The sequence below is a fragment of the Psychrobacter sp. H7-1 genome, assembly GCF_904846585.1.
GTDB classification, from domain to species: Bacteria; Pseudomonadota; Gammaproteobacteria; order Pseudomonadales; family Moraxellaceae; genus Psychrobacter; species Psychrobacter raelei.
On sequence record NZ_CAJHBH010000006.1, the window covers coordinates 41,905 to 64,206 of the forward strand.

General features: G+C 45.4%; 15 protein-coding genes. 6 read left to right on the forward strand and 9 right to left on the reverse strand.

From position 1 onward, the window contains the following. Positions 1-392: 392 nt before the first annotated feature. On the forward strand, positions 393-4,418 hold the full coding sequence (purL, locus tag JMX92_RS03640; RefSeq protein ID WP_201543965.1) for a phosphoribosylformylglycinamidine synthase: 4,026 nt from the start codon (positions 393-395) through the stop codon (positions 4,416-4,418). Between the two features lie 183 nt (positions 4,419-4,601). Here purL and JMX92_RS03645 read toward each other — a convergent pair whose 3' ends face one another. Beyond that, the gene (locus JMX92_RS03645) at positions 4,602-4,808 is read right to left on the reverse strand and encodes a hypothetical protein (RefSeq protein ID WP_201543967.1); all 207 of its coding nucleotides are present in this window, start codon (positions 4,806-4,808) and stop codon (positions 4,602-4,604) included. Positions 4,809-5,036: 228 nt separating this feature from the next. Between JMX92_RS03645 and JMX92_RS03650 the strand changes: the two genes are divergently transcribed. Beyond that, positions 5,037-6,977, forward strand: coding sequence for an acyltransferase family protein (locus JMX92_RS03650; protein WP_201543969.1), 1,941 nt, complete (start codon positions 5,037-5,039; stop codon positions 6,975-6,977). A gap of 250 nt (positions 6,978-7,227) precedes the next feature. Further along, complete coding sequence (locus tag JMX92_RS03655; protein ID WP_201543971.1) at positions 7,228-8,034, forward strand: M48 family metallopeptidase; 807 nt, start codon at positions 7,228-7,230, stop codon at positions 8,032-8,034. Positions 8,035-8,103: 69 nt separating this feature from the next. On the opposite strand, the gene JMX92_RS03660 is transcribed toward JMX92_RS03655, so the two are convergent. Then, entirely contained in the window at positions 8,104-9,030 is a 927-nt protein-coding gene (locus JMX92_RS03660; RefSeq protein WP_201543973.1) for an N-acetylmuramoyl-L-alanine amidase, read from the reverse strand. A 491-nt stretch (positions 9,031-9,521) separates the two neighbouring features. Between JMX92_RS03660 and JMX92_RS13465 the strand changes: the two genes are divergently transcribed. Continuing rightward, positions 9,522-9,662, forward strand: coding sequence for a hypothetical protein (locus tag JMX92_RS13465; protein WP_227675255.1), 141 nt, complete (start codon positions 9,522-9,524; stop codon positions 9,660-9,662). Beyond that, positions 9,659-9,967 (forward strand): DUF2147 domain-containing protein, encoded by a 309-nt coding sequence (locus JMX92_RS03665; RefSeq protein WP_227675256.1) that lies wholly within the window; start codon positions 9,659-9,661, stop codon positions 9,965-9,967. Before JMX92_RS13465 ends, JMX92_RS03665 begins: the two co-directional genes overlap by 4 nt. A gap of 174 nt (positions 9,968-10,141) precedes the next feature. Here the strand turns inward: JMX92_RS03665 and JMX92_RS03670 are convergent, their stop codons facing one another. The 7 genes from JMX92_RS03670 to map form a co-directional block, all read right to left on the reverse strand. Next, positions 10,142-10,684 (reverse strand): DUF421 domain-containing protein, encoded by a 543-nt coding sequence (locus JMX92_RS03670; RefSeq protein ID WP_201543974.1) that lies wholly within the window; start codon positions 10,682-10,684, stop codon positions 10,142-10,144. A gap of 80 nt (positions 10,685-10,764) precedes the next feature. Next, entirely contained in the window at positions 10,765-12,798 is a 2,034-nt protein-coding gene (locus tag JMX92_RS03675; RefSeq protein ID WP_201543975.1) for a D-alanyl-D-alanine carboxypeptidase/D-alanyl-D-alanine-endopeptidase, read from the reverse strand. Positions 12,799-12,927: 129 nt separating this feature from the next. Continuing rightward, on the reverse strand, positions 12,928-13,533 hold the full coding sequence (locus tag JMX92_RS03680; RefSeq protein ID WP_011959835.1) for a 3'-5' exonuclease: 606 nt from the start codon (positions 13,531-13,533) through the stop codon (positions 12,928-12,930). A gap of 64 nt (positions 13,534-13,597) precedes the next feature. Next, positions 13,598-15,643, reverse strand: a complete 2,046-nt coding sequence (locus JMX92_RS03685; protein WP_011959836.1) for a DUF294 nucleotidyltransferase-like domain-containing protein — start codon at positions 15,641-15,643, stop codon at positions 13,598-13,600. A 140-nt stretch (positions 15,644-15,783) separates the two neighbouring features. Further along, positions 15,784-17,013 (reverse strand): succinyldiaminopimelate transaminase, encoded by a 1,230-nt coding sequence (gene dapC, locus JMX92_RS03690; protein ID WP_201543976.1) that lies wholly within the window; start codon positions 17,011-17,013, stop codon positions 15,784-15,786. A 60-nt stretch (positions 17,014-17,073) separates the two neighbouring features. Continuing rightward, positions 17,074-19,773, reverse strand: coding sequence for a [protein-PII] uridylyltransferase (gene glnD, locus JMX92_RS03695; protein WP_155586544.1), 2,700 nt, complete (start codon positions 19,771-19,773; stop codon positions 17,074-17,076). 169 nt (positions 19,774-19,942) lie between these two features. Next, positions 19,943-20,743, reverse strand: a complete 801-nt coding sequence (gene map, locus JMX92_RS03700; protein ID WP_110816171.1) for a type I methionyl aminopeptidase — start codon at positions 20,741-20,743, stop codon at positions 19,943-19,945. Positions 20,744-21,405: 662 nt separating this feature from the next. Here map and rpsB point away from each other — a divergent pair. After that, complete coding sequence (rpsB, locus tag JMX92_RS03705; RefSeq protein ID WP_041773277.1) at positions 21,406-22,194, forward strand: 30S ribosomal protein S2; 789 nt, start codon at positions 21,406-21,408, stop codon at positions 22,192-22,194. The last annotated feature ends 108 nt before the right edge of the window (positions 22,195-22,302 follow it).

Below are 22,302 nucleotides of genomic sequence, written 5' to 3' on the forward strand. Positions count from 1 at the left end.
GTTTATTGTCTTTGAATTTTTATAAATATCTTTAACACACTGTTTATGCTAAATGGCTGGTCAAACAAATGATACCCTGACCCTGTAAGGGCACGTGAGCCTTTGTAAAAAAGCGGCTTATTTAGTTAATTTAAGTAAGATTATCTTTTGGTTATCTAATAATCACTGTACTAGATGCTGCTAAAGGATAGATAAAATAATAATTGCCATCAAAAGCTGTTTTATGAGGTGGTTCACTAGCACCTTAAGCGTAACTTCTTGCTATAATAGCCAAGGATTTTATGGACTGCCAAAAGCTTGCCTTATAAATAGGCGTATCAGTTCACTGTGACAACTTTTGTTTTCATTAATCTCGTTTCTACACTCTACTCAGACACTGCGGAATTTGCCTTATGATGATCCTCGCTGGACACCGTTTTTTAACCGAGTTCAAAGCCCAACAATTAATTGAGCAGTTAAATAGCCAGACGGCCCTCAAGGTGACAGGTATTGATACACAACAAGTGTACGTCCTATCACGCGAACTTAACGATGCTGAGCGTAAAAAGGCTTTAGACCTATTAAATCAAGGCGAAGAAGTGGCCGCTATCACAGCCAGTGCCGGCCAGTGCCAAGTCATCGTTAGCCCACGCTTTGGTACCATTTCTCCTTGGTCAAGTAAAGCCACCGATATCTTTAATAACTGTGAGTTAGCAGTAGAACGTGTTGAGCGCGTTATCGTATTTACCTTAACTGGTGAGGATTTGCCATCGAAGCTACCAAAACAAGCTGAGCAAATCTTACATGACCGTATGACCCAAAGCTTGGTTTATGATTTAAATCAGTTGAGCCAATTATTCGATGATCATACACCAGCGTCACTCAAGCATGTGGATATCATTGGCCAAGGCCGCAGTGCCTTAGAAGCGGCGAACCGAGAGTTTGGTTTTGCACTATCGGTAGAAGATATCGATTACTTAATGCAGGCTTATGGTGAAGAGCTTAAACGTAACCCTACAGACGTTGAGCTGATGATGTTTGCTCAGGCCAACTCAGAACATTGCCGTCATAAAATCTTTAACTCAGAGTGGACGGTTGACGGTGAAGTGCAGCCCAAATCACTGTTTAAAATGATTCGCAACACCCATGAAAAAAACCCTACCGGTATCTTGTCAGCTTATAAAGACAACGCTGCGGTGATGCAAGGCTTTGAAGCTGAGCGCTTTTATCCGCTGCCTCAAAAAGAGCTGGGCGAAGATGTTTTATCTTCACAAATGCACCAGTACGACTTTCATAATGAGCACATCGACATCTTAATGAAAGTCGAAACGCACAACCATCCCACCGCTATTGCTCCGTATGCCGGCGCATCAACCGGTGCCGGTGGTGAAATTCGTGATGAAGGTGCAACCGGCCGAGGGGGCAAACCAAAAGCGGGCTTAACTGGGTTTAACGTCTCACACCTACACCTGCCAGATATGCCAGAGAAGTGGGAACAATCAGGTCAATTTAGCACTAAAGACTATGGTAAGCCGGAGCGCATGGCGTCAAGCTTAGAGATTATGACAGAAGCGCCGCTAGGCTCAGCCAATTTTGCCAACGAATTTGGTCGTCCTAACCTTTGTGGTTATTTCCGTTCTTTCCAATTAGATACCAGTGCGAATCAAGATGGTAGTGAGATGCGCGGTTATCATAAGCCGATCATGATTGCTGGTGGTTACGGTAACATCAAACGCAACTTGGTTGAAAAAAACAGCATCCAAGAGGGCGACTTACTTATCGTCTTGGGTGGCCCTGCGATGCAAATCGGTCTGGGCGGCGGTGCAGCCTCATCAGTAGACAGTGGTGAGCTTGATGAAGGGTTAGACTTTGCTTCTGTACAACGTGATAACGCTGAGATGGAGCGCCGTTGTCAGGAAGTTATCGATCGCTGCTGGGCGCTTGCAGGTAATGACATTGAGGCGAGCGCTGCCAGTAAAGATGGTAACCCGATTGTGTCTATCCATGACGTGGGTGCAGGCGGCTTATCAAATGCTATGCCTGAGCTGGTCAATGATCACGACATGGGTGCGGTGCTAAACTTACGTCAAATTCCTTCACTAGAGGCGGGCATGTCACCGATGGCCATCTGGTCAAATGAGGCACAAGAGCGTTATGTGCTTGCCATTCGCCCTGAGAGCGAAGCCTTATTTGATGCCATTTGTAAGCGTGAGCGCTGCCCTTATGCTATCTTAGGTACCGCAACCGCCATCCGTCAGCTGCAAGTGGATGATGCATTATTAGACGAGCAACCGGTTGATATGCCGATGCAAGTGTTACTTGGCGGTACACCGCAAATGAAGCGTACCTTCGAGCGTGAACAAAAAATCCTTGCCCCGCTTGATTTCGCTGATGCTGGTGACAGCTTTGATATCAAAGAGGCGGTGCATGATGTGCTGCGTCACCCAACGGTAGCCAGCAAGTCATTCTTAATTAGTATTGGCGATCGCTCAATCACAGGTATGGTAACCCAAGATCAATACGTGGGGCGTTATCAAGTGCCTGTGGCCGACTGTGCGGTAACCAGCTCAGGTTTACTGGCCAATACCGGTGAAGCCATGAGTATGGGTGAGCGTCCACCTGTGGCATTAATCAATCCTGCCGCATCGGCACGCTTAGCAGTGGCTGAAGCCATCACCAACATCGCAGGCGCGCGTATCGATAAGATTTCAGACATTACGTTATCCGCTAACTGGATGGCCGCTTGCGGTGAAGATGTCGAAGACGCAGCCTTGTTTGATGCAGTATACGCCGTAGGTGAAGAGTTGTGTCCTGCCTTGGGCATTGCAATTCCAGTAGGTAAGGACTCATTATCTATGCGCGCAGGCTGGAGTGATGAGGTGGATGGTCAAGCCGTGGATAAAGCTGTTGTGAGCCCCATGAGCTTAGTCATTACTGCCTTTGCGCCGGTGATTGATGTCAATAAAACTTTAACGCCTGAGTTAAAAAATACGGATGCTGCTTTATACCGTCTAGACTTGTCGCAAGGTAAGCTGCGATTGGGTGGCTCAATCTTAGCGCAAACCCAAAGCCAGCTGGGTAATGAATGCCCTGATTTAGCCAGCCCTCAAGATTTAATTAATTTCTTTAATTTTATCCAGGCCGGTAACCAGCAAGGCGTTATCAGTGCTTATCACGATATCGGTGATGGAGGCCTATTGGCAACAGTGGCTGAGATGCAGTTTACTAATCGCTTGGCGATTAACCTAAACCTAAGCAATGACAACCTCTTAGGCCAGCTGTTTGCTGAAGAACTTGGTGCAGTGATCCAAGTACTGCCTGAGCATATTGACGCTGTTATGGCGTTGGCTGAAGAGCACAACGTTTCGGCAATGTTAAGCCTCATTGGTCAAACCATTGAGACCCCAGTAGGCGGCGCCAATCAAGATAAATTAACCCTAATTACACCGCTACATCAAGGCGATGATGCCTTGGTATTTAGCCGCAGTGATCTACAGCAAACTTGGACTCAGGTGAGTTACCAGATTGCCAAACGCCGTGATAACCCAGAGTGCGTGCAGCAGGAGTTTGACTTAATCGCTGATCCTAATCACCATGGTCTGATTGCTCAAGCTAACTTTGATTTAAATCAAAAAGTAGATGAGCCTTATCTCAACAGCCACCCCAATAAGCCAAAAGTGGCTATCTTGCGTGAGCAAGGTGTGAACGGTCAATTAGAAATGGCAGCCGGCTTCGTGCGTGCAGGATTCGATGCAGTTGACGTGCATATGAGTGACCTACTTGAGGGTCGTATTGATTTACGCGACTTCAATGGTTTGGTGGCCTGTGGTGGCTTTAGTTACGGTGACGTATTGGGTGCAGGCTCAGGTTGGGCCAATTCAATCTTGTTCCATGACGAGCTGCGTATGCAATTTGTGCGATTCTTCACCCGTCCGGATACTTTCAGCTTAGGCGTGTGTAACGGCTGTCAGATGATGGCTCAGTTAAAAGACTTAATCCCAGGCGCGGAGAATTTCCCACGTTTTACTTACAATAAGTCAGCCCGCTTTGAAGCGCGTACTGTCAACGTAAAAATTGAGCGCACCAAGTCGATCTTATTAAAAGGTATGCAAGACAGCATCTTACCCATCGCTGTGGCACACGGTGAAGGCTTTGCTACCTTAAATGAGTCAGAGATTGACGGTATGGCCAATCATGGTCAGATCGCCATGCGTTATGTCGATAGCCAAGGTAATCCCACCGAGACTTACCCATTGAACCCGAATGGCTCATTGGGCGGTGTGACAGGTATTTGTAGCACTGATGGCCGTGTGACCCTAATGATGCCACACCCTGAGCGTACACTACGAGCAGTTAATCACAGCTGGAAGCCAGATGAGTGGGCAGATGATGGCGCGTGGATGCGTATGTTCCGTAATGCCCGTGCTTGGTTAAGATAAAGCATCGCTAGCTGAATGACTCGCTTTGTCAAACTGGCTTAGCCTACAATTTGTAGTACTCTCGCCAGTTTTCCTAGCTACTCATTCAGCTTGCATCTGCTATGTTTATTTAAAAGGTGAGTCATAAAATGGCTCACCTTTTTTATTGTTTTTTTATTACTGATATCACACAAGAGATTGGCTTTAATCCTTGTGCCCATCCTTTGCTTGCGCCTGCGCAATCAACTCTTTGACTCGCGCACTTTCCTTTAGCACACAGGCGTCATAGGCGGACAGCTCTTTTGCCTCTTGCTCCGCCCGTGCTTGCGCTAGACTTTCTTGTTCTGCCTTACGTTTAAAATAAGCTTCTAGCGCTTCAGGTTGTGAGTAATCTGGTTGTGAGTCACTCATGACAGGCTCCTTTTTAGGTAATCTACAGTAGGTATTAGTGATCTATTTTATCATCTTAATGTTGCCAATTAGCCAGAGCGTTACCTGCGGTTACTGGGAGCGTTTTTACTTGATACCACCATTATCAAATACTAGCCTACGCTTTGTAGTGGCTATGGTTATAATAGCGAGTATTTGCCTTTATTCATGCGTCAATAAAACTTATTAATCAATAAATAGAATCAACCTATGAAATTTAGAACAGATATCAACGGCTTAAGAGCAATTGCAGTAATAGCGGTTGTACTATTTCACTTTAATCCTGCATGGATGCCTGGTGGTTTTGCTGGTGTTGATGTGTTTTTTGTTATCTCAGGTTTTTTGATGACAGGCATTATTTTTCGCGGGCTTGAAAATAACCGCTTTTTACTGTCCAAGTTTTATATGGCACGTGCCAATCGGATTGTTCCTGCATTAGCGGCACTGTGTATTAGCTTACTGGTATTTGGTTGGTTTTATCTGATTCCCTTAGATTACAAAATATTGGGGCGTCATGTCACTAGTAGCATTGGTTTTTTCTCAAACTTCACCTATAACGATGAAGCAGGGTACTTTGATACTGCTTCGCACCAAAAGTGGCTATTACACAGCTGGTCATTATCTGTTGAATGGCAGTTTTATATCATCTACCCATTAATCTTAGTATTATTGCGTAAAGTTTTTAGTCTACAGACACTAAAGCCACTGATATTGGTTTTAGCCGTTATTGGTTTTGTCTACTGTGTTTATGCGTCTTACGATACCCCAGATAGTGCCTATTATCTGCTGTCGTCAAGAGCGTGGGAAATGATGGTGGGTGGTATTGCCTACTTATACCCGCTTACCATCTTACACCGTTATAAAAAATACGCCCAGTGGATAGGCTTAACTGCTATAGCCGGCTCTTATTTATTGATTTCTGCTGAGAATGCCTGGCCAGGTTACCTAGCCTTAATTCCAGTATTAGGCACTTTTTTAATCATTCAAGCACAGCGAGAAGAAGGATTAATCAGTCGCAGTATGATTGCACAAAAACTGGGTACATGGTCGTACTCAATTTATCTGTGGCATTGGCCATTAGTAGTGGCGATTTATTACTTTGAGCTACCAAGATACAGTATTTTTATTGGCATGATGCTATCTGTGTTTTTAGGCTTTATCAGCTATCATTTTATCGAAAAAAGAAACTGGCACTCGGCATATCAAAGCATGAAAAAGGTGCTTACCTTTAAGCCACTATATATGATGATACTGATTGCCATTGTTGGGCGGGCAGCGTATAAATCAGAAGGTTTCATTTGGCATTATTCGCCTAGTGTCATTGCAGCAATTGAAGAGGCAGATAATAAAAATCCTTATCAGTGTATGCTAGATGAAAAATTTCCTTGTTATATTGGCAATAAGGATAACATACGCGCCATTATGGTTGGAGATAGCCATGCAGACGCTATAACCACTGCTTTAGCGGATGCTTTTGACTTAGATAAGGAAGGCATCATTGCTTTAACAAGAGCTTCTTGTCCTTTCATATTAGATGCTCATATTCGTGAGAAAGGAGTAGCCTGTCAGCAGGAAAATTTGAAACGACTTGAGTTCTTACAACACAATTATCAAAACATTCCTGTGTTCTGGAGTGCTAGAACAGCGGTATATCTGCATGGGCAAAATGATCCTGAACGTATTATCAATTCAATAGATACGCAGCCATTAATCTATTTTGATAAAGAGTATCAAACAGCGACACCTGATCTGTTATCACAATTTGATACCAACCTTGATAGAAGTATTCAACAAATATCTGCTAATCGAACTATTTATGTGGTGCTACCAATACCTGAAATGCAGCAAAATATTCCTAAGAGGGTGAGCCGAGCACTATTATTAGACAAGCAGCAAGCCGATGTCGCTTTGCCACGCCAAGCCTATGATAACCGTAACAAAGAGGCATTAAGCATTCTTTATAACGTAGCCAGAATGGATAATGTCCAGCTATTAGATCCAGCCCTGTATTTATGTTCTGAAACTGCTTGTATGGGTGAGTACCAGGGTCGGCCCATTTATTATGATGGTGACCACTTAAGTGAATATGGCAACAGATTGCTAATCCCCATGTTTAAGCAAGCATTATCTGAAAATAAAACAGCTCCTTAGTGAAGGGATAAGTGAGTATTTTTTATTATTATAAAAATAACTGTTAGTAGTTAAACTTAATGGTAGACAGGTTTTTAGTTATGTGATAATTTTATTATTGGCAATAATTTAGACATATTAGTTACATAGAATCAACATATATTATATAAGCATCAACGTTGACTCCTCGGTTTTAAATTTCTTTAAAACCGCTGGTTTTGTAAGGGCCTAGATATTTTCCCCAATAACTTCTTTTTTATAAGGATATTTTATGGCTGTATTTGGCAAACTAAAAATCTCTATCTTAACCGCAACTATGACTACTTTGGTGGGCTGTGCAACCGTCGCTGATGTAGCCGGATATAACACGGCAGCACTCAACGAGGATGCAGCAAAAAGCTACAGTCAAGTAGTCTCTAAAGCAAGCAGTCAAGGGGCAGTGGATAGAACGTCGAGTACAGCCGTGCGAGTTAATAGGGTCTTTAACCGCTTAAGACCTTATGCAGATCGTGCCAATGCCACAGGTGTTCCTTTTGACTGGCAACTGACAGTCATTCGCTCACCTGAGCTCAATGCTTGGGCAATGCCAGGCGGTAAGATGGTGGTGTATACCGGTATTGTAGAAAAGCTTAATCTCAATGATGCAGAGATTGCGGCCATTATTGGTCACGAGATGACGCATGCCTTACAAGAGCACAGCAAAAAAGATGCAGGGCAAAAGATTTTAACCGGATTGGCATTGCAATTAGGGGGTGCAGCGATACAGTCTAAGACCGGATTAAGCGCAGACTCTATCGGTATGCTCAGTGATTTAGGTATCGACAAGCCATTTTCTCGCGGTCAAGAGTCACAAGCTGATGCCGGCGGCCTGCATCTAATGGCGCAAGCGGGCTATAATCCAGAGGCAGCCATCTCTGTGTGGAAAAAAATGGAGGCGGTAAATGGTCGCAGCAATGCGGTTGTTACCTTAATGTCTACTCACCCAAACTCTCAGCAGCGTATCAATAAAATACAAGCACTATTGCCTGAAGTGACACCAATTTATCAAGCCGCTGCTAAAGCCCCTAATGGAAAATAAGCAATTTCGGCTCATCGCTATTTAGTCTATAAGCAGGCCGTGCACCAGCTTATAGGTTCATCAAGGCGCTTAATTTGAAGGATGATACTTCTTATTAAGCGCTTTTAAAATAGCATAAGTTTCTAAGTCCATTTGTCCGGTAAGTTTCTGTGGCCGAAAATGTAATTGAAATGCATACACCACATTGCGGCTAGATCGGTCCCATTCATCACTAGGCGTGATGTCGTAGCCATAATCACTGAGCATCTGCTGAATGTCGGCAACAGTGGCTGATTGAAAAGAGCCTTCTGTCATAAATTGCTGCTTATCGGCCTCCTCATACCACGCCCCAATGCCATATTCTTTATACAGTCGCTCCCAAGGAAACTTAGCCCCAGGGTCAATCTTACGAGACGGTGCCATATCAGAGTGACCGATAATCAACGTTGGTTCTATCTCATACTTTTGCGCTAAGTCTTGTACCAGCTGGGCAATTTTTTTAATCTGTATGTCCGTAAATTCAACATAATGCTCGGCAGGATGATAACCACCATTGTCGGTATTTTTGGCTTTGCGAAACTGCTGTTGGATGCCTTCATTAACGATTTCTATGCCAATTGAGGTGTCATTTAAGATACTTCTACCAGCAAAGCTACCTTGTCCTGCATGCCAAGCCCGCTGGTTATCGGGCACCAGCTGATAAATAGGTTTGTCATCGGTGATTGGGATTAGATAGTGAGCACTGACATTGGCCGTGGTCAAAATGCGCAGTGACTCAGGCTCATTTTCGGCAGTGTAATGCAATACGATATACTTAATACGCTGGCTTTTGCCTTGGGCCTGATAGCTTTGTGAATCAATCGCATAAGTTGTAGCAGGTAGGCTCATACATCCTGATAACGTTAAGCTCACTGCTGCCAAACTTATGATACCAAGGGCAGTATTTAGGCCATGACAATAGGCTTTAGCTCGATAAAAGGCGGGGGTATGAGGTGCGTTAGGGCGAAAGTTAAGCATAAATTTTTTCTGTCTGTGTGTAGGATAAAAGAGGGGGCTATTTTAGCTTTAATGGTAATGAGTTTGTATGTAGACAAGCAAAACAGGGCAAGGCAAGCTAGTCTAGCGTGTTACTAATCTCAAAGCTTCTGCCGGTAGACAGGGTTAAGAGCCTCTGTAAAAGTGGCTAAAATACACAGCTTAGCAATAATACTGCGCGATTGTTTCACTAATAAGTAGGTTTTATACGTTAACAGTGATTTAAGTTTAATTATATTATTTTGTCTCGACAACTTAGTTTTTGGACGGTATTATCGGGTTAATCAAGTTTAGCTGGAGCTTGAGTGTTCACTAACTATTCTGAATTCATACTCGGCTTAATGCTAGGTGTTTTAGATATGTTTTTTAGATATTTAGTTATGAATATTGCTGTTATTTGATTTAGTATTTGATTCAGCTTTTTTTAACTTTTAACCTTAAATGGATTTGTATTTTTTCGAATTGGAGTCGATATGAAATTTCTTACTACTTTACTGACCACCACGGCCCTGACAGGCCTAATGTCCACTGCGGCAATGGCAGCCTCATTGAACAACACTCAATGGCAATCTATAGATGACAAAACCGGTGAAAAAAAGCCGTTATCAAAATGACGGAGTCTAATGGCGTAGTGACCGGTACAATTGTGAAAGTTAACGATGCGTCAAAGGCCAAAGAAGTTTGCTCAAAATGCTCAGGCTCATTAAAGAACAAACCGATCGTGGGTTTACCCATCTTAACCGGTCTTAAAGCGGATGGTAATAATAAATGGTCAGGTGGCGATCTGGTTGATCCAGAAACTGGCAAAGTTTATGGCGGTAAAGTCACCCTAGCTGACAATGGTCAGTCTTTGAAGCTGACTGGTAACATCAAGCACACACCTTTTAAGCGCAGCCAAACTTGGACACGAGTCAAATAAAATCATAACTAAGTTGGCTGAGTAACAGCCGCTTAAGTAAACACAAAAAAGGTTAGATGGCCAAGCTGTCTAACCTTTTTTGTGTAGATGTGGTTTGCTGCTGGTTTGTAGGTTGTGCTGGTTTGTAGGCTGTATTGGTAGCTTGAGCGGCCTAAATATCGTATTGGTACACTCTTAGTACAAAGGTTTGAGCGTATCTGAGGGCTTTATATTACCCTGTTCATCTAGCCTGTCTGAGGGGTCTCGCTTTGGAATTATGGTGAGCTTGGCATCGCTTTCAAACACCACAGCTGCTACCTGATCATAATCATGAATCCCTTCACTGCGCATGGCGCATTCAATCTCTTGGCGAGTTAAGCGCTCTTTGCGCATGGCTTCTGGTAGAAACTGGCCTTGATAAAACACCACCCTTGGTTCGGAGACGATGAAGTTTGCAAACTCAGGTGAGATAGCGGCGTATTTGGTCACTAAGTACTGTAAGGCTAATAGGCTCACGATGGATGCCATGCCCTCAATGATGGGGACGTTATCAAGCACAATGGTACTGGCGCCGATAGACCCAATCATCACAGTCACTACCCAGTCGAAGTTGTTAAGCTGTGAGGTAGACCGCTTGCCTGATACCTTGTGAAACGCCACAATGCAGATATAGACAATAACTGACGATAGCACAATGCGTATCAAGGTCTCGCTACTGTCAAAAAATATATTCTGCATGAGGTACTCCTTGGTCAAAGCGTTAAAAACAGCCAAGCGATTAAAACAGCAATAATAGTTTAGATGACCCTTGCAGGTATTTAGTGCTTGGCTGTCCAGTCTAGCATGGTATCAAGTACATAACGGGCCTCGTAGGTATTTAAAGGTGCTTGGTTGGTGCTGCCATTGATAATACCGACCACAATATAGTCCTGACCAGATTTGCCATGTACGTAGCCTGCCATGGAGGTGACGTTATTTAAGGTGCCCGTTTTAATCCAAGCACGGCCAATGGCTGCTGAGCTGGGTAAACGCTCAGCGTGCTCAGTAATGGTGCCACTAATGCCGGCCACCCCTAAAGAATTGACATAAGTGTCAAAGTAGCGGTGGTTGTAGGCGAACTGCAGCAGATCAGCTAGATTTTCAGCAGTCACACTACAGTCGCGGCACAGTCCTGAGCCGTTAGACATGACAGGGGCAGGGGTCGTAAGATTTTTTTGCCACCACTGGTTGATGGTGCCCAATGCCTTGGTGTAGTTAGAGTAGCTGTCTTTTTGTGGTTTTATAGCGTGGCCTGTGGTATCAGGTGCAGCGCTAGGGTCTGAAAATAATGGCAAAGTCAGCGTTAGCTGCTCAGTCATGACGTTATTGGAGTAGTGATTGATATCGAAAATTTGCTGCGATAAAGGCAGCGAAGGATAACGTACAAAAGGCAGCGGCGAGGCGGGGAGAACAGAGACAGATTGTGCCAGTACGGCGTTTTTATCGGTGCTGCTGCTCATGTCTAAGTAAGTGCCAGCGCTGGTCTTAAGCGGCGTTTCGGTATTGATCATATCGCCCGCTACGGTGTTACCGAGGCCCAAAAACTTAATAGAGCCTGATAAGGTATTGCCCAGACTTAGCCACTGGCCTTTGACCACCCGTTTAGCGAAGTCTTTGGCATCAGGATAGGCGATATAAAAAGTGCGAGCACCGCAAGAGGCAGGCAAGCTTTTATTAAATTTTAGGCCTTGTGCTTGCCATATGGGCGCCAAGCTTGAGCGGGCCGATGAGCAGTTGCCTAGGCTCGCTGTGGGTAAGGTTGTGGGCAGATCATAATCGGCCATTAGCGGTTTATAGTATAGCTTGGCAGTGCCGCGCTGAGCATCATTTAAAAGTGGGACAGCGGTGAGCTCTAGGGTGCTGAAGTTAACCAATAAGCCATCTGGGCTGGCATTATAAGGGCGCAGTGGATCATTATCAAAAGCGGCCGGATCTTTGGTCACACCTTGAAATACGGAACTGTCTAATACAATGTCACCTTTGATGTGCTGAATACCGGCCTGTTTTACCTGCTCTAATAGTTTATTTAAACGCTGAAGGGTCAGCTTAGGGTCACCACTGCCTTTGATGATTAAATCACCATATAAAGTATTGGCTGAAATGAATCCTGTGTGATAGGCCTGAGTGACCCAAACAAAATTGGGGCCGAGCAGATCAAGCGCAATAAAGGTAGGGATCAGCTTCATGGTGCTGGCAGGGGTACGCGGTAATTCAGATAAATGACGCAGCGGATAGGCTAAGGGCTGATTGTCGTCGACAGTGCTTGGATTGACAGCAGCTAGGGCGTCACTGGCTGACTCATGAGCAGGGGTATCGACTAAGCCCTGAGTCAGCGCTGGGTTGTTATGAGCTGGGGCACTTGATTTATTCTGAGATACAGTACTTGAGGCTGGCGCAGTTTTTTTCTCGGCAGGGTTTGATTGAGCAGGCTGAGTTTGCAGCTTCTGGGCGGCAATTTTTGAGGGCGAAGCGGTGCTTTCAAGCTCAGGCGGCAGCTCATCAGCATCAACCAGATCTGGCTGCTCAGCCTTGACTTCCTGGACTAGATTAAGCGGTACTACCGCCGGCAGACGGCTTTTTACAGTTTTGGTACTGGTGGTAGTGTTATTGTCTGCAGTAGCGGTTACCGGCATAATCACTAAACTGATGTCATCGGTGCTAATGTGAGCACGATTAAGCGCCGCTTCCACAGGTGCGGGTAGCTGAGCATACAGTAAGGGGCTAATCCCTAAGCACAAACCGATAGCCGTTGCCATCTTGGTTAAGGTTTTGGCAGGCAATAAGTCACAGAAGTTATATCTAGGCACAGTCATAAGCTTACTAAGTATCAGTTGATTTAAGGATAAAAAAACAGGGGTGTCATGAGCGGTTATTATAACTGCTGATGAGGCCAATAAACACTGACGCCAAAAATAAATAGAGCCAGAGCAAATAAGCTTTCGCTACTTTAATAGTAAAAAAGCCATGGCGGTCATAATGGCATCATTATAGGCATCATGGGCAGCCATATCAGGCAACTTGAGCTGCTGACAAATGGCGCTAAGGTGCGAAGATTGATGAGGTATGCCTTGGGTGCGGTTACCGCTGTAGCGATTATAAAGCGTACGAATATCAATAACTGGATTAGGCAGATAAGTACCCATATAAGCTTTGACTAACGGGTTTAAAAAACTGATGTCTAGCTGAGGACAAAACCCAACGATGGGGCGATTACCGATAAACGGCAGCAGCTTCGCCAACATTTGCTCATAACTTAAACCATTTTCGACATCTATCGGGCGCAGGCCATGAATGATGATGGTGTCCTTGGTGGGCATCACCGGCGGGCGACAAATAAGATGAAGCCCCTGTCCGGTATCGATGACAGACCCGTTAATATGAATGGCTGCGATAGACAGTAAATGGTTTTTTTTGGCGTTAAGACCGCTCATCTCACAATCAATGGCCACCCACTGATTCTCCACCGGCGGCTCAAACATCCCGTTGAGCTCAGGTCGTAGCAGGCGCTTTTGGTACCAACTGGATTTTAGGTGCTGCATAAAGCTCATAATCAGACCTCCAAGAGGACACAGATAGCAAATTAAGACAATAGCAGATAGGGATGGTTTTTCGCTAAGCGACTTCGAGCTGATAACGTTGACGCAGCTCATTTTTGAAGCTTTTGACCACGTTTAGGCACTCTTTTAACAGATCTCTTTCAAGCGCGGATAGGCTTGAGGGATCAACTTGGCGGGCCAGTCGGTCTTCTGTGGCCAAGGCAATATCCAAACGACGAGCCATAAAAAACTCCAGCGCCTCATTGAGTGTCTCTGCCCGATTATGCGTCATGACACCAGCGCGCGCCAGCTCTTGTAGCCGAGCCTTACTGCTTGTGACGTCAAAGATGTCGTTTTCTAAGGCCAGTGCTCGAATGCCGTGTACCAAAGGAAATATACCCGCTTTTTTTAGATCAATATCTTGCGCCATTGGCTTACCGATAAGCGGCATAAATTTTTTCCACCACTGATTGATATCACCAAATTGCAAAGCGGCCTGAGCAAAGCCGCGCACGAACATGGGATCTGTGCTGCGATGCGCCACTTGGATATGTTTGCGTAGGCTCTCAAGTAGGCGCTCATCGCCGCATACGTAAGAGGCATCTAGTAGACAAGATAACCAAATGGCGTGCTGCGGCTCACGCTGATTAAACCAGATTGAAATCTCTGACTTAAAGCGGTTTAACGACTGACGCCATAAGGGATTGCTCATCATGATGTTCCCCTCACACAGCGGGTACCCCATTTCTGCCAATACGTGATTGAACTTTTGGGCATAATCGGCCAAATTGGAGTCATTAAAGCCATTACGTATAATTAGCGCATTGTCTTGGTCGGTGCGCATAATTTGCTCGCCGCGGCCCTCGGAGCCCATTACGATAATGCAGGTGTTCTCATACACCATATCGGGCACGATAAGTCGCCACAATTTGGCAAAGACATGGGCGTTGAGCGCTTGTACAATGCGGCTAATTACCCCGATTTTGATGCCATTGTTGTGTTGCTCTCGAATGTATTGGCCAATCTGTTCTACCGGACCTTTGAGCATGTCTATACTACGGGCTTGCTCAATTTGTAAGGTAATAAGCTGAGAGTGATGACTCAAAAACGCCAACAAGTCACTTTGACCCAGTACCCCGATCACTTCTTGATTTTCATCAAGTACTGGTAAACGGTGGACTCGGTAGCGAATCATCGCCAGCAGCGCCTCGCTAATGTCTTGATGATGGTCGATGGTGTGTAGCTTGAACTTGGCATAATCTCGGCATAAAGCTGTGCTCATATCCACCCTTTCACTCACAGCTCGGCAAATATCGGCATCTGTTAAAATGCCTAAGTTACTTTGATGGGAGCGGGTGGGGTGGCGCTCCACGGTAGGGATGCGCTTGACCAAGACATGCTTAAGCCCAGCTTGGGTCATGGTGGTGGCAGCATCTACCAAGGTGGCGGTCTCTGCAATGGTATGCACGTCAAGCATGCGAATGGCAGTGACTGGCTGTAGCATAAGCTGCTGCGACTCAGCTTGAGTGGCGGCAACAGAAGCGTTTAATACATGGCCATTTAATACATCACCATTTAATACATCGGCTGAGCCTTGGGTATCTAGGGAGTCGGCATGACTGAGCGTGCGAGTAGTGCGTAAGGCGGGTTTTTGACTGCGCGCGCTATACGCCTGCATACGCTCAGCCAACTCGCCGCTGAGTAAATTTCTGATATAACGATTTTGTACCGATAGTCTGTCTATCGCCGCTGGATTCACTTGCAGCAGCAAGCTGTCTTCAACGGCTTGATAATGATAGGCATCGCTTGGGTATGCGTCTTTTGTTGAGTGATTTATCGGCGTGGCGGCTGGTATCGGTAGGTGTACCTCTTCATCTGTGGGTAACTTGCGGCCATCGAACCAATCATTGCTAAGTGCTGTGGCGACAAACTCACCTAGTGTCTCACCTGCTAGGCTTTGCTGGATACGCCCTTTTAGTACCACATAAAAATAGGCAGTATCTGCGATGCTTAACGCCTCATTTTTAGCCAAATAGCGGATTTGAGTTTGTTTTTTTAGACTTTCACGCTCATTTGAGCTCAAAACGTCAAAAGGAGGCTGCGTAAAGTCTAGCCTGGTCATAAACCACTCCCTGGTTATGTCGAATAAATTACATAGGGTACACGTGTTATTTTAGCAGGCATTGTACCGCTTCTTGAGCAATGACGCACGGCTTATCTGGCGCCTGTGCTTTATTGAAGCACAGGCTGTGGAGCAAAAGACTAAGGCTGTTCCAATAATCCTTTGATACGTTCAATGGCTTGCCGGCTTTCATCGACACTGGCCACCAGTGCTAGGCGGACAAAGCCTTTGCCTGGATTTACGCCATCAACTTCACGTGACAAGTAACGTCCTGCCAGCGCATTGATATTAACCTGCTCATATAAGGCTTTGACAAAGGCCTCGTCATCTGGCTCGCCTTGTTCATCGACAAAGGGTGGGGGCGCTTGTACCCATAAATAAAATCCAGCATCTGGTTTGGTAAGAGTTAATGCCTCACCCAGCTCACTGATCCATAAATCGAACTTTTGGGCATAAAGCGTGCGGTTGTGCTCAACGTGTGCTTCATCTTGCCAAGCAGCGATAGAGGCCAGTTGGTGATGAATGGGTAATGCGGCGCCTTGATAGGTACGATATTGCAGGTACGGCTGTAATAAGCTGGCATCACCTGCGATAAAGCCTGAGCGTAGCCCTGGCAGATTTGAGCGCTTGGACAACGAGTGGAACACCACGCAGTTCTTGTAATCATCGCGGCCCAGCTGCGCACACACTTCAAGTAGCCCAACAGGAGGCGACTCAAAATAAAGCTCGCTATAGCACTCATCACTGGCGATGATAAAGTTGTGTTGGTCCGACAGCTCAATCAATGCCTGCCAATCATCGGCATCAAATACTGCTCCAGTGGGGTTGTTGGGGCTACACACAAAGACCAGCTGGGTACGCTCCCAAACGTCACTTGGCACCGAGCGGTAATCGCCCTTGAAATCATTATCCGCAGTACAAGGCACAAAATAGGGCTCTGCGCCGGCAAGCAAAGCGGCACCTTCATAAATCTGATAAAAAGGGTTTGGCATGACAATGAGGGGTTTATCAGATACATCATTGCCTGCGTCTAAGTTAATAGCGGCTTGCACGAAGCTAAATAAGGCCTCACGAGTACCCATCACCGGGATAATCTGTGAGTCTGCACTGATGCGATTTAAGCTAAAGCGGTGTTGTAGCCAATCAGCAATGGCTTGGCGTAGCTCAGGTAAGCCACTGGTTGAGGGATAGTTTTGTACCTTGATTAGGTTGTCCGCTAGCGTCTGTAACACAAAAGAGGGCGGCTCATGCTTCGGCTCGCCAATACCAAGCTTGATGGTTTCAAACTCAGGGGCTGGGGTAGAGTGTGCCAATAAGGTAGCCATCTTGGCAAACGGATAAGGGTGCAGCAGCTCTAATTTTGGGTTCATGATGGACCTATTTAAATATAGTGGTTAAGGTGCACAGACAATAACAGGTTTGTAAACCGCTCAACAGCTCGGTGTAAGCACGTCAATTAAGGTGGTTCTTAGGCGCTCAAGCTTAGCGTCACTGAGCATATTATCCCCAATGTCACTAATATAAAACATATCCTCAGCACGCTCGCCTAAGGTAGTAATGCGCGCGGCATGGACTTCAATGCCCTCGTTCAAGAATACCTGACCAATGCGCGCCAGTAACCCAGGCTGATCTAGGGTAGTTAGGCTCATCACATGCTGGCGACTGGCTTCATTATAGTTAAAATCAATGGTGGTGGGTACTTGAAAGTTCTTTAAGCGCCGTGGTAAGCGCTTTTGAACCAGCTTGGGCGTTTCAGGGTTTTTAAAAGCGTCAATTAAGCGGCGGGTCAACTCCTCACGCGATTCAGGGTCAGTTAATAAGGTGCCATGGCGATCAAGTAACACATAAGAATCTAAGGCGAAGTCGCGCGTGGCAGTAATAATACGTGCATCGAGCACATCTAGATTCATTTGATCAAACACCGCCATAGTCACTGCAAATAAGTTGGCCTGATCTTGGGTGTAGATAAAAATTTGTACCGCATCGAGTGCCAATTCTCTATGCTCACGCAGCACAATTAAGGGCTCACTGTTGGCATCGGAAGCACGGCCAATAGGGGGGTGATTTAAGATGGCCTCAGTATGCCACATAATGGCTTCTGGGATTTCACGTAAAAAATACTCATCGCCGAGCTCATCCCATAGTGCCAATACCTCCTCACGGTTCATGTGCTGATTGTCGACTTTATCCAGCATGGTCAGTGCCTGTTGACGAGTGGTGGCAATCATTTCTTGACGGTTGGTGGGCGCATCTAAATCGGCACGTAAAATACGCCGAGTTTGGGTATATAACTGCTTCATTAAGCTGGCACGCCAGCTATTCCATAGCTGAGGATTGGTGGCGTTCATGTCTGCAACGGTGAGTACATACAGGTGATTTAGATGAGTGACATTACCGACCAGATTGGCAAACTTAGTCACCACTTCAGGGTCAGAGATGTCTTGTTTTTGTGCAGTCATCGACATGAGCAGATGATATCGAGTCAGCCAACCAATCAATTTGGCATCGGCCTCACTCATGCCATGGCTGAGACAAAACTCAATGGCATCACGCTCTCCAAGCTCGCTGTGATCACCGCCGCGGCCTTTGGCAATATCATGGAAGATAGCTGCCAGTACAATAATCTCTTTACGCTCGATGCGTTTGTAAATAGAGCCTACCAGTGCAAAGTCGTCTTGGTATTTGGGGCTGGTAAAGCGGTGCAGCATACGAATAAGTAGCAAGATATGTGCATCCACGGTATAGCGGTGGAACAAGTCATACTGCATCAGCCCAATTAAATTGACAAATTGCGGCATATAGTTGGCCAGCACCCCGTAGCGCTTCATAATACGTAGGCGATGAAACAGATAGTTTTGCTCTTTTAAATTATCTAAGAACAGCTTTTTGTGCAATGGGTTATCACGATAGTGCTGATCAATGCCTCGCGCCGCAATTTTTAGCGCGCGCAACGTGCGGGTGCGGATATGCTTAATGCCATGCTGACCCATTAATAAAAACATCTCTAAAATGGCTTCAGGATGCTGAGCAAATACGTGATGGTGGGCAATGGCAATATGATCACCGACTCGGTTAAAGCGGGCATTTAATACTGATTTTTCGGGACGCTCTGATTCAGGTAGACGCGCCTCAATTAAGGTCTCGTAATAGTGCGAGGTCAGCATTTCAGACAGGGTGGAGATTTGCATGGCGCAGCGGTAATAGTCGCGCATGAAGTTTTCTACGGCTGCATTAGGCTCATCTTCCTCGCTTTGCTCATACCCCATACGCTCCGCGATGTCACGCTGATAATCGAACAGCAGTTTGTTTTCATTGCGGCCGGTTAAATGATGCAAATGATGACGGATGCGCCATAAAAACCCTTCCGCAAACATCAGCTCATCGAATTCTTTTTCGGTCAAAAAGTCCTGCGGTACTAAGTCGTATAATTTAGTAATGCGAAAATAGCGTTTGGTAATCCAGCCAATGGTATGGATGTCACGCAGACCCCCTGGGGATTTTTTGATATCTGGCTCAAGATTATATTCAGTGCCATTATGAAGCAAATGACGGGCGCGGGCTTCGGCCATTTTGGCGTCATAAAACTCTTTTTGAGACCAAGTTTGTTGCACCACGTTGTTAGGGATGGCGCTTAAACTGTCGTTGCCGATTAATAGGCGTGCTTCAAGTAAGTTGGTGGCGACTGTGATGTCTGTGGCCACTTGCAGACAATCCTCTATGGTGCGCACTGCAATACCCGGCTCAATACCCACATCCCATAAGCGCGCCACAAAGCCATCTACCTTTTGTGAGGTTGCAGCACTTAATGTATCGGGGGAGAGTATCAGGATATCCACATCGGAATAAGGCGACAGCTCACCTCGGCCATAGCCGCCCACAGCAAATAGCGCCAAATCCGTTTGCGTCAGCTCATGTAACTTAAACAGCTCAATCAGTAGGCTATCAATGGACGCAGCTCTCGCCTCTACCAAGTGACGAATATCGACCCCTTTTTCCAAAGCCGTGGCAATGTCCGCCTCAATTTGCTTGAGCCAATCGGGTATCCCCAAATTGCGAGATTGAGCTTCACTGTGCGCGGTCAAATCAGGCAAGGGCGTGATTAAGGAGTCGGTGGGATCGCTAATAAACATGGTCAGTTCCAAACAGGGTATAGGGTCTTAAGATAATAGCCAATTAAAGTGGCGCAAGTCATTTATAACATAAGTTTTTTTGTGACATAAGTTTAATTAACGCCTCAAAAGTATCACCTCTTTTATTTTGCCAAAAAAAAGACCACCGAAGGCAGTCTTTTTTATCACATTAGGCGGTTAAGAAGCTTAAATCTTCTTCAGGACGGGTCGTGAATACCTCACAGCCGTTATCAGTGACCATTAAGGTGTGCTCCCACTGTGCTGACAGCTTACGGTCTTTAGTAATGGCGGTCCACTGGTCTGGTAAGATTTTGGTCTTCCAGGTGCCTTGGTTAATCATGGGCTCAATGGTAAAGGTCATACCGGTTTTTAATTCCATACCCGTTCCCTTACGGCCGTAATGCATCACTTGCGGCTCATGGTGGAAGGTATTACTGATGCCATGACCACAGAATTCACGCACAATGCTAAAGCGTTCAGGCTCAACCACTTCTTGGATGGCCGCACCGATATCACCAAGATGTGCGCCATTTTTGACCACACTCATACCTGCATATAACGCTTTTTGTGCCACGTCACAGATACGCTGCGCCATGATAGAGCCTTCACCGATAATCCACATTTTTGAGGTATCGCCATAATAGCCATCTTTAATCACAGTCACATCAATGTTAATGATGTCACCGTCTTTTAAGATTTTATTATCGGCTGGGATGCCATGACAAACCACGTGGTTTACCGAAGTACAAATCGACTTAGGAAAAGGCGGGTGGCCGTAGTTTAAGGGTGCAGGAATTGCGCCTTGGACATTAACGATATAGTCATGAGCCAACTGATTTAGGGTCTCAGTGGTCACGCCTTCTTTGACATGCTCATCAAGCATAACCAAGACATCACTGGCAAGTTTACCGGCGATGCGCATTTTTTCGATGGCTTCTGGGCCAAGTATTAAATTGTCTGTATTACTCATAGTATTTTTGTTTTTCAAGTTGGTTAGAAAAATAAAAGACGGCTGATGTATCAGCGAGGCATAGCATTGGCCACGCGCAGGGAGGATCAGGGGTCTGATAACGAAAGCGGCTTACTTTGTACTTGCCGCGCTTAACTCTTTATACTGACGATAGTGATAAAAACTAAAGCGATAAAAAAGCGGCTTGGACAAATGCTATTTTAGCAAGTCTCCCATTATACCATAGCTATATATAAGACAGCCTTGATGGTGGTTTTTTTATACCTATGTTATGCCAAATCAATACAGCACCTCTTAAAATCTCGCCAAAGCGAAAACCTACAAAAACATGGGCACAGCAAAGTGCAGCGCAGTGGCAATAACACTTCTATATTGGCTTAATATATGGTAAAATACTGACCTTATTTTCTTTGTTGTCTGCTGCCTTGCCCAAAAGCTTGTGGCATCAGGCTCAACGTAAAATATAGATGAACTTATTAACCAATGACACACACATTGCGCTAAAAAATGGCTGGGTGTTTGTCGGCTTGACTAATTTGCTTTGTTGTTTCCTATTGCAGATGATTTATTTATCACGGTAGGGCGGGATTGAGCAGATGCGTGTCGACAAATCGGTGATTTTTGCAGTGTGGAGGCATAACCCAATAACTAAGGAATTTTACATGTCAAACAGTCCAACTAATATGCCAATGCGCGACCTTCTACAAGCGGGTGCTCACTTCGGTCACCAAACTCGTTTTTGGAACCCAAAAATGAACCAGTACATCTTTGGTGCGCGCAACAAAATTCATATCATCAACCTTGAGCACACTGTTAAAGCATTCAACGAAGCGTTGACTTATGTTAACGGTTTAGCGGCTAAAAACAACAAAGTATTATTTGTTGGTACTAAGCGTGCAGCAAGCGGCGTAATCCGTGAGCAAGCTTTACGTGCTGGCCAGCCATACGTTGATCACCGCTGGTTAGGTGGTATGTTGACTAACTGGAAAACACTACGTCAGTCAATCAACCGTCTAAAAGAGCTAGAAAAACAAGCTGAAGATGGTACTTTCGCTAAGTTAACTAAGCGTGAAGCGTTAGAGCGTACCCGTGCTATGGAAAAACTAGAGCGCTCTTTAGGTGGTATTAAAAACATGGGCGGTCTACCTGACGCAATCTTCGTTGTAGACGTTGATCATGAAGCCATTGCTATTAAAGAAGCTAAAAACTTAGGTATCCCAGTTATCGGTATCGTTGATACTAACTCAAACCCAGATAACGTTGACTACATCATTCCAGCTAACGACGATGCTATCCGTGCCGTAACGTTATACGTTACTCGTATGGCTGATGCGATTATCGCTGGTAAAGAATACGCCAAAACCCAAGCTGGTGGCGCTGCTGAAGCTCCTGCTGCTGAAGACGTTCAAACTGAAGAAGCTGCAGCACCTGAAGCTGATTCAGCTGAGTAATTGAATTAAGTAGCAGAGGAATTGAGAGTGGGTAACGTTTGACATAAACGGTGACCTAATCTCATAAGTATTCTATGACTTATTGCGGCATGATGTGGAAACCCTCGT